Below are 6509 nucleotides of genomic sequence, written 5' to 3'. Positions count from 1 at the left end.
GCCGTGCCAATAGGCAGGCAGCGCGATGAACAGCAGCGCCGCCGCGGCCGATGCGATGCCCACCCGGGCATAGCTTTTGGCCGGCCGCCGCAGACGCGTTTCGACATGCTGGATCGCCGCGGCGATCAGCACGAGCGCGAGCGCCATCGCGGGCAGGAACAGGCCGATTCCATGATGGACGAACTGGATCGCGAACAACAGGATGGCGCAGGCCCAGATCGCGATGCGCAGCCGGACGATCGCCTTGCGGCGCGGGTCGCTCATCCGCGCGCCTGCATCCGCGCCAGATAGCGCGCGAGGATGTCGATCTCCAGATTGACCGGACGTCCCTCCGCCACTTCGTTCAGCGTCGTCATCTCCTGCGTGTGCGGGATGATGTTCAGCGTGAAATGCGCGGTACCGTCCGGCTGATCGCTGACGTCGTTCACGGTCAGCGATATGCCGTCGAGCGTGATCGACCCCTTGGGCGCAATATGCGGCGCGAGCGATGCCGGTGCCTCGACGGTCAATTTGACGCTGTCGCCGACGGGATCGACCGCGACGATCCGGCCGACCGCATCGACATGTCCCGTCACGATATGTCCGCCCAGTTCGTCGCCGACGCGCAGCGCGCGCTCCAGATTCAGGCGGCGCCCTGCGTCCCACATGCCCGGTGCGGTGCGCGCCAGCGTTTCGCCGCTCGCGTCGATCGCGAACCAGCCGCCGGGACCATTGCTGCCGTCATCGACGCCCTTATCGACGACGGTCAGGCACGCGCCCGAACAGGCAATCGAGGCGCCCAGGTCGATCGTGTCGACGTCATAGCCGGTGCCGATGACGAGGCGCGTGTCGCCGCGATCCTCGCGGCTGCGGATGGTGCCGATGTCGGTGATGATGCCGGTAAACATGGGAGCGGTCATTCCTTCCTGATGCGCTCGTAGACGTCGATCCGGTCGCTGCCAAGCATCCGGCTGTCGGCCGGGCGCCAGCGCCCGTGCGCGCCCGCCAGATCGCCGAGGCCGATGTCGCCAAGCGCGCGGCGGCCGGCGCCGATCAGGATCGGCGCGCGATAGAGAAGCAGCCGGTCGACGCGGTCGGCGGCAAGAAAGGCGGCCGCCGCCCCGGCGCCGCCCTCGACGAGCAGCGAATCGATCGGCAGCGCATCCATAGCCTCCGGCGCCGCGAGCGCGGTCCAGCCGTCGGGGGCATCGCCGCGCGTCAGGAGCAGGCGCTGCGGGCTCCGCGACGCAAGTCCGGGCAGGCGGACGTCGAGTGTCGGCGCGTCGGCCGCGAAGGTGCCGCGGCCGACCAGGATCGCGCCATGCCGCGCGCGTTCGAGATGCGCGTGCGCGCGGGCAGGGGCGCCGGTGATCCAGCGGCTCGACCCGTCGGCCATCGCGATGCAGCCGTCGAGCGAGGTCGCGAGTTTCAGCGTGACGAATGGCCGCCCGCGCGTCGCGCGCGACCACCAGGGGGCCATCGCCGCCTGCGCTTCGCCGATAAGCAGGCCGCTATCGACCGCAATTCCCGCCGCGCGCAGGCGGGCGATGCCCTGTCCGTCGGTGCGCGGATCGGGATCCTGCGCGGCGACGACGACGCGTGCGACGCCTGCGGCGATCAGCAAGTCGGCGCAGCACGGGCCGCGGGCGCTCGCATGGGCGCAGGGTTCCAGACTGACATAGGCGGTTGCGCCGTGCGCGGCGTCGCCCGCCGCCGCCAGTGCCATCGCTTCGGCATGCGGCCGGCCCCCCGCCTGCGTCCAGCCGCGCGCGACGACGCGGCCTTCCTTGACGATCAGGCAGCCGACATTGGGGTTGGGTGCGGCCTCGGGGCGCCCGCGCTGCGACAGCGCGATCGCCGCGGCCATCCAGTCGGCGTCGGCGCGCACCGGGGTCAGGGCTGGGTCGCGGGCGCCGCCGCGCCGCGCGCTGCCCGCTCGGCGAGCGTCGAGCGCTTCGGCGGCTCGGGTTTCTTTTCGATGGCGTCGGCTTCCTTGCCCAGCGTCTCGCGCGTCACCTTCTCGGCTTCGCTGGCGTCATACTCGACCCCCATCATGTCCGCGAGCCGCTGGAATTCGGCACGGCGCTTGGCGTTGGCGCGCGTCGTTTCCTTGGCGCGTGCCACCCAGTCGGCGCGTATCTCCGCTTCGCTGCGGTCGGCCTTCCAGTTTTCGAAATAGATGATCTGCGGCTTGGGCCTTTCATAGGGCACAAGATATTTGGAAAAGCCGTAGAAGATCAGCAGCGGCAGCACGATCGCGAGGCCCCACACCGTCCAGCGGTGCGGGCGCGGTTCGCGGATATAGGCCCAGAAATCCGACAGGCCGCCGCCGACATCCCAATTTTTGAGCATAGACATGGCGCCAATCTAGGCGATGTCGCGCCCATTTGCGAGGGGGGTGCGCGCGGGAATGGGATTGCATGCTTTGCATGCTATCGATGCCAATGATTGCAATTTTTGCAATGCCGGATGCTTATTTCGCAGTTGCACAATCAATTGTGCAGTGCAATATCACACTTGCCTTTTAGGCATCCTCTCCCAAAAACTTTCAAGGGTCGCCCTCGGGCGGCCCTTTTTTTCGACCTTTTTGGTGGAGAAACGCGAATCGGCGGCGTTCGCCGCGAATCGCCTGCCTTAATCCTGAATGGGCAAGCGGGTTTCGAATCGCCGGACTTCGGCGATAAAGCTGCCCGGAAGCGCCGTCGGCTTGCCCGTGTCGAGGTCGAGATGGGCGTAGCTGATCTCGATATCGGTCAGCCGTTCGGCGCCGCGAAATATCGCACAGTGCAGCGTAAAACTCGTCCGCCCGAAGTGACTGACACGCGCCGCGATGGTGATCAACTCGTCGAGCCGGGCCGGCGCGTGATAGTCGATTTCGCTATGCACTTCGCGGATATCTGTACCATATTGGTGAAAATAGGGACCCGGCTGCCCCTCGCCCAGCGCGCGAAAATATTCGGTCACGCCGATATCGGCGTAGATCAGATAATTGCCGCTGAAGACGATATTCTGGCCGTCGATCTCGTTGAAGCGGACGCGCACATCCTGCTGGACGCGAAAATCGTCGCGCGGGACTGCCCAGTTGGCCCGATCCATGCCGCGTCCCTCAGGCCGCGAGCGCGGCGACGCCGCGATCGATCGGCGCGCAGGCGGCGGCCAGCCATTCGCGGTCGGCGGCAACCATCCCCGGCGACAGCTTCTCGACCACCTCGGCATGATAGGCGTCGAGCCAGTCGGCCTCGGCGGGCGACAGCATTGCGCCGACGATCAGATTGCGCGCGATCGGGGCGAAGGTGATCGTTTCAAAGCCCAGCATATCCTCCTCGGCCCCCTCGATCCGGACGGGTTCAACCACCACCAGATTCTCGATCCGGATGCCGAAATGGCCCGCCTTGTAATAGCCGGGCTCGTTCGACAGGATCATGCCCGCGTGGAGCGGCTCCTCGGTTCCTGCCTGCCCGCCGGCGGGCTTGGCGATGCGCTGCGGCCCTTCGTGGACCGCCAGATAGGTGCCGACGCCGTGGCCGGTGCCATGCGCGTAATCGACCCCGTCGGCCCACAGATATTGGCGCGCGAGGATGTCGAGCTGGCTGCCACGCGTTCCCCTGGGAAAGCGCGCGGTTGCGAGCGCGATATGCCCTTTCAGCACCTGCGTGAAGCGGCGGCGCATTTCGGCGCTGGGTTCGCCGATCGCGATGGTGCGCGTGATGTCGGTCGTGCCGTCGGCATATTGCCCGCCCGAATCGACGAGATAGAGCGTGCCCGTCTCGATGGCGCGATTGGTCGTTTCATCGACCTTGTAATGCGGCAGCGCGCCGTTGGGACCGGCGGCCGAGATGGTATCGAAGGACAGATCCTTCAAAACGCCGCTTTCGTCGCGAAAGGCGCGCAATTTCGCCGCCGCGCCGAGTTCGTCGAGCCCGCCCTGCGGCGCGACCTCTTCCATCCATTTGAGGAAGCGCGCGACCGCGACGCCGTCGCGGACGTGCGCGGCGCGGGTGCCGGCAAGCTCGGCGCTGTTCTTGATCGCCTTGGGCAGCACCGCCGGGTCGCGGTGGCGCGCGATCTTTGCGCCCGCACCTTCGAGCGCGGTGAAGATCGCCGCGACCGCGCGGTCGGGATCGACCGCGACACGCTTGCCCGCCAGCGCCGCGAGCGCAGGCTCGAAGGCGGTGCGGTCGTGAATGCGCACGCTGTTGCCGAGATGCGCGCGCACCGCGTCGGTGATCTTTTCGGGCGCAACGAACAGGTCGGCGGTGGCGTCGTCGTAGAGCAATGCAAAGGCAAGCCCGACGGGCGTGTGGCTGACGTCTTCACCGCGGATGTTGAAGGTCCAGGCGATCGAATCGAGCGCGGTCATCACCGTGGTGTCGAGCCCCTGCGCCTTCAGCCAGTCGGCGATCACGCCGCGCTTGTCGGCCGCCGACTGCCCCGCCTGCTCGGTATCATAGACCGCGATCGGCGCGGCGCTCGGCGCGGGCTGGTCGTCCCACACCGCGTCGATGGGGTTGGTCTCGACCGCAATCAGGCTGGCGTCCTTCGCGGTCAGCGCCGCCGCCAGGCCGCGCGCCCAGTCGATGCCGTGCAGCCACGGATCATAGCCGATCTTCTGCCCGGCGCTGACATTGGCGCCCAGCCATTCGGCGACGCTCGACTGCGGCACTCCGACATAATCGTAAAGCGATCCGTCGACCTGGTCGCGCACCTGCACCGTATAGCGGCCGTCGACGAACACCGCCGCCTTCGCCGGCAGCACCGCGGCGGTTCCGGCCGATCCGCCGAAGCCGGTCAGCCACGCCATGCGCTGCGCATAGGCGCCGACATATTCGCTCATATGCTCGTCGCTGATCGGCACGACAAAGCCGTCGAGGCCGCGGCGCGCGAGTTCGGCGCGCAGGCGGGCGAGGCGGTCTGCATGGTCGGGGGTGGACATGCGCTGTTCCTTGTTCCTACATCGCAGCCAATTCCTGCCCGATCGGGGCGACGCTGCGGGGGTTTTCTTGATGCGCGCTATTTGGATGTTTCTGGCCGCAATTACCACCCCGCTTGTCGCGCCCGGCAGCGCATTCGCCGAAGAGAAAGAGACGATATTGACCACCAGCCCCGCCGCTCCGGTCGCCGACAAGCGGCCGCACCAAGTCACGCTGCACGGCAAGACGCTGTCCGATCCCTATTTCTGGCTCCGCGACCAGAGCTATCCGGTGATCGATGACGCGGACATCCTCGATTATGTGAAGGCCGAAAACGCCTATTTCGATGCCGCGATGAAGCCGCATGCCCAGCTGGTCGAGACGTTGTTCCAGGAGATGAAGGGGCGCATCAAGGAAGCCGATTCGTCGGTGCCCCAGAAGGATGGCGACTGGCTCTATTGGGTCGAATTTGACGAGGGCGCCGAATATAAGAAATGGTATCGCAAGCCCGCGTCCGGCGCGGGCGAGACGCAGCTGATCCTCGACGAGGTCGCGATGGCGGAGGGCAAAGAATATTTCCGCCTCGCTGAACTGTCGATCAGCCCCGACGGCCGGCTGATGGCCTATTCCTTCGACGACAATGGCTCCGAACGCTTCGAGGCGCGCATCCGCAATCTCGAAACGGGCGAACAACTGCCCGACGTCATCCCCGGAACGCTGTCCTCGCTCGTCTGGACGTCGGGGAACGACGCGATCCTCTATGGCCTCGCGAACGAGAATTGGCGCACCGACAATGTCCGGCTGCACAAGCTCGGGACGAATGTTGCCGACGACAAGCTGCTCTACAAGGAACCCGACATCGGTTTCGGGGTCGGCATCGGCAAGACCGCCGCCGACAATTATATCGTGATCGCGACGGGCGATAACGAGACGAGCGAGGTCTATCTGCTCCCCGCCGACAATCCGGAGGCGCCGATGCAACTGGTCTCGGCGCGCCAGAAGGGCCGCGAGTACAGCGTCGATGAGCGCGACGGCACGCTCTACATCCACACCAATGACGAGCATCCCAACTTCCGCATCGCCACCGCGAGCGTGAAGGATCCGGGCAAGTGGACCACGCTGATCCCCGGATCGGACCATAGCTACATCACCGGCCTGTCGATATTCCGCGACTATTTCGTCATCGAAGCGCGCGAGGACGGGCTCGATCAGGTCGATATCCGCCGCTATGACGCGCCGCTGACCCCCGGCCGGATCAAATTTCCCGAGGCCACTTATGTGGCGGGCCTCGGCGACAATCCCGAATATCATCAGGACAAGCTCCGGCTCGATTATGAATCGATGGTCACGCCCGACACCGTCTATGATTATGATCTGGCGACCGGCACGCTCGAAACACTGAAGGTGCAGGAAATCCCGTCGGGTTACGATGCAACGCAATATGTAACCGAACGGGTTAATCTGCCGAGCCGCGACGGCAAGACGATGATACCCGCGTCGCTCGTCTATAAAAAGGGCACAAAGCTCGACGGCAGCGCGCTGATGCATCTCTATGCCTATGGGTCTTACGGCTACCGCGTCCCGCCGGGCTTTTCGACGACGCGGCTCAGCCTCGTCGAT

The 6509-nt window shown here is 65.9% G+C and carries 7 protein-coding genes; 1 reads left to right on the top strand and 6 read right to left on the bottom strand.

The features are described from left to right. The 6 genes from ABS88_RS22615 to ABS88_RS22590 all read right to left on the bottom strand — a co-directional run. Nucleotides 1-264, bottom strand: a 264-nt coding sequence (locus ABS88_RS22615) for a hypothetical protein (protein WP_286750650.1), incomplete at its 3' end; no start/stop codon positions are given. Next, on the bottom strand, nt 261-887 hold the full coding sequence (locus ABS88_RS22610; protein ID WP_286750653.1) for a riboflavin synthase: 627 nt from the start codon (nt 885-887) through the stop codon (nt 261-263). The genes ABS88_RS22615 and ABS88_RS22610, both read right to left, overlap by 4 nt. A gap of 8 nt (nt 888-895) precedes the next feature. Then, complete coding sequence (ribD, locus tag ABS88_RS22605) at nt 896-1846, bottom strand: bifunctional diaminohydroxyphosphoribosylaminopyrimidine deaminase/5-amino-6-(5-phosphoribosylamino)uracil reductase RibD (RefSeq protein WP_286750651.1); 951 nt, start codon at nt 1844-1846, stop codon at nt 896-898. A 26-nt stretch (nt 1847-1872) separates the two neighbouring features. After that, nucleotides 1873-2337 carry a hypothetical protein gene (locus ABS88_RS22600; protein ID WP_234179347.1) on the bottom strand — a complete coding sequence of 155 codons (465 nt, stop codon included), beginning with the start codon at nt 2335-2337 and terminating at the stop codon, nt 1873-1875. A gap of 276 nt (nt 2338-2613) precedes the next feature. Beyond that, nucleotides 2614-3075, bottom strand: coding sequence for an acyl-CoA thioesterase (locus ABS88_RS22595; RefSeq protein WP_286750649.1), 462 nt, complete (start codon nt 3073-3075; stop codon nt 2614-2616). A gap of 10 nt (nt 3076-3085) precedes the next feature. Further along, nucleotides 3086-4912: an aminopeptidase P family protein gene (locus ABS88_RS22590; protein ID WP_286750648.1), complete on the bottom strand. Its 1827-nt coding sequence runs from the start codon at nt 4910-4912 to the stop codon at nt 3086-3088. Nucleotides 4913-4997: 85 nt separating this feature from the next. Here ABS88_RS22590 and ABS88_RS22585 point away from each other — a divergent pair. Further along, nucleotides 4998-6509: S9 family peptidase (locus tag ABS88_RS22585; protein ID WP_286750647.1), on the top strand; the 1512-nt coding region annotated here is incomplete at its 3' end.

This window comes from Sphingopyxis sp. SCN 67-31, from assembly GCF_001725095.1.
Note: the sequence above shows the minus strand (reverse complement) of the source record. Positions and strands in the feature narration are given on the sequence as shown.

Excerpts from the sequence above, each read along its gene's own strand:
- ABS88_RS22610 (WP_286750653.1), bottom strand. The coding sequence starts at position 887 with ATGTTTACCGGCATCATCACCGACATCGGCACCATCCGCAGCCGCGAG.
- ribD (WP_286750651.1), bottom strand. The coding sequence starts at position 1,846 with ATGGCCGCGGCGATCGCGCTGTCGCAGCGCGGGCGCCCCGAGGCCGCA.
- ABS88_RS22600 (WP_234179347.1), bottom strand. The coding sequence starts at position 2,337 with ATGTCTATGCTCAAAAATTGGGATGTCGGCGGCGGCCTGTCGGATTTC.
- ABS88_RS22595 (WP_286750649.1), bottom strand. The coding sequence starts at position 3,075 with ATGGATCGGGCCAACTGGGCAGTCCCGCGCGACGATTTTCGCGTCCAG.
- ABS88_RS22590 (WP_286750648.1), bottom strand. The coding sequence starts at position 4,912 with ATGTCCACCCCCGACCATGCAGACCGCCTCGCCCGCCTGCGCGCCGAA.